This window comes from Sinomicrobium weinanense (genome assembly GCF_018863395.1).
Lineage (GTDB): Bacteria > Bacteroidota > Bacteroidia > Flavobacteriales > Flavobacteriaceae > Sinomicrobium > Sinomicrobium weinanense.
The window spans coordinates 1-1,904 of record NZ_JAHKRR010000024.1; the positions used below are offsets into that span (position 1 = coordinate 1).

General features: G+C 37.2%; 4 protein-coding genes. All 4 read right to left on the minus strand.

What is annotated here, in order from left to right:
• Nucleotides 1-121: 121 nt before the first annotated feature.
• Nucleotides 122-502, minus strand: coding sequence for a cyclase family protein (locus KN811_RS21695; protein ID WP_216335040.1), 381 nt, complete (start codon nt 500-502; stop codon nt 122-124).
• A 59-nt stretch (nt 503-561) separates the two neighbouring features.
• Entirely contained in the window at nt 562-1,038 is a 477-nt protein-coding gene (locus KN811_RS21700; protein ID WP_187967785.1) for a group II truncated hemoglobin, read from the minus strand.
• 147 nt (nt 1,039-1,185) lie between these two features.
• Complete coding sequence (locus KN811_RS21705) at nt 1,186-1,602, minus strand: antibiotic biosynthesis monooxygenase family protein (RefSeq protein WP_187967786.1); 417 nt, start codon at nt 1,600-1,602, stop codon at nt 1,186-1,188.
• A 143-nt stretch (nt 1,603-1,745) separates the two neighbouring features.
• Nucleotides 1,746-1,895 (minus strand): winged helix-turn-helix transcriptional regulator, encoded by a 150-nt coding sequence (locus KN811_RS21710; protein ID WP_425596712.1) that lies wholly within the window; start codon nt 1,893-1,895, stop codon nt 1,746-1,748.
• Between the last annotated feature and the right edge of the window lie 9 nt (nt 1,896-1,904).

A 1,904-nucleotide genomic window follows, 5' to 3' on the forward strand; every position in this document is an offset into this window, starting at 1 on the left:
TCAAACTCTTTTAAAATCCTGGCGATTTGCTGGGGTGAAAATTTACTCTTTTTCATTTTTTGAACTGAGGTTTAAAATTAATCATTTTTATAATTTTAAACAGTTCAGTTTTTAGGGAAGCTTACAGTATTCTACCATATTCTTTTTCGAAATTTTGAATATCATCAATTGTTAATTCTGCGTCTCTGTCTTTTGATGCTTTTGCTTCAATGTCAATAACCGCTACCGGCACGATCAAATCTTTCAATGCTATTTGGTCAAGCGATTTTTGTCCTTGAATAAAGTGATTTGGTGCGTCGGTATGTGTCCCTAAATGTTCATGGATTTTCCAAGAGTTTGCTTCCACACCATTGTCTTTTAAGGTTGCCATTGGAATAAGCTCAAATGGATATGTCAGTTCTTTGACTGGTATAAATGGAAATTCAGGTGTAAGTGTATGGGTCAAATCTACAATGTGGTCAAGGGGAATGACATTAGTGGTGTCATTGGTTGGTTCGTTCATACAACTGGTCAAATAGAACGGTATAAAAGCAAGAACGAAAATTTGAAGATGTCTCATTTTTAATTTCCGTTTGGATTATATGGTCCGCCGGTTTCGCCCCATCCCCATTTGGGCATAGGTTCATCAGGGGCCATATCTATAGTATCACTATTTGAGTTGATTACGGCTAAACGGGTTCCCCATTCCAGATAAGCAACAAAAGCGGAACGAAATTCAGGGTCATCAGGTAATTTCAACTCATTTGCGATTTCGAGCAAAAGGTTCATCCATCTTCTTCTCTGTTCTTCCGATATGTTTTTTTGAAAGTGCTTTTTTATCATTCCAAAATGGCTCCCGCCATTTTCGGTATATAATTTGGGGCCTCCCAATACTTCCGAGATAAAACGGGCCACGTTTATTTGATGTTCTTCAGACATATGAGTGAATAAATCCTTGAGTACATCATCGGTTACCACTTTGTCGTAAAATTTGGTGATCAATTCTTTGATGACTTCCAGACCACCTGCCCATTGATATAAAGTTGGGATATGTTTCATCTGTTAATAGTTATTTATCTTTCAAAGGTCAGACGGAAATCGAAGATTCACGAACTCCATTATAAAAATTAAAAACAGCGTGAGTAATGCCCGGATTATCATATCGGTTGGTGTCCGAAATTTTGGTTATGGACATTTCATATTGTGCTATTCTTTTGTCCACTGTATGGTAGTAGGGTTGTAATGCTTCATTTCTTGAATGTTGTTGTAAAAGGGCCTTACCAAATTAAGAAACGGTGTAAATTCAGGGCTTTTTCTAAATCCATTCAAGTGCTCATCGGCAGAGGTCCACTGAATAAACACGATATAATTATCCGGATCTTCATCACCGTGCACTATTTTGTAACCGAAGCAATAGGCCGACGATTGAAGGTGTTTCCCGGCTTCGGAATATGCTTGTTCAAAATTTTTGTGTTGGCTTTTTGGAATTGTATAACGAATAACTTCTAAGGAGTGGTTTGTGTCCATATTTTCTGGTTTTGATTGTGAGAAGCCTTTTTGAGAAAGGAAGAATAGCATTGCTGCAATGACGTAAACTAATTGCATAACTATTTTTGGTTTCATTTTCTTAGATTAATACTATCTTTTATATAGATGTAAACCTAAAAAAAATATCCCTGAAGGGAAATACCTGTCAAAATTGACAGGTTGAAAATTTAATAATAGCTTAACAATATGGGGACAAATTTTGATCGGACTTTTTCCACCTATTCCAAGTCAACCAATTTACCTTTAACGTACCCTAATTCCCAACCCCAGTTGGCAATGGCATCCAATACGGGAATAAGGGTCTTGCCAAATTCCGTCAGTGCGTATTCCACTTTTAAGGGCGGTTTAGTTCCCTGGACCTTTCGCATGACCAATCC

Bases quoted from the DNA above. Each gene is read 5' to 3' on its own strand.
- KN811_RS21695 (WP_216335040.1), bottom strand. From the start codon at position 502: ATGAACGAACCAACCAATGACACCACTAATGTCATTCCCCTTGACCAC.
- KN811_RS21700 (WP_187967785.1), bottom strand. From the start codon at position 1,038: ATGAAACATATCCCAACTTTATATCAATGGGCAGGTGGTCTGGAAGTC.
- KN811_RS21705 (WP_187967786.1), bottom strand. From the start codon at position 1,602: ATGAAACCAAAAATAGTTATGCAATTAGTTTACGTCATTGCAGCAATG.
- KN811_RS21710 (WP_425596712.1), bottom strand. From the start codon at position 1,895: ATGCGAAAGGTCCAGGGAACTAAACCGCCCTTAAAAGTGGAATACGCA.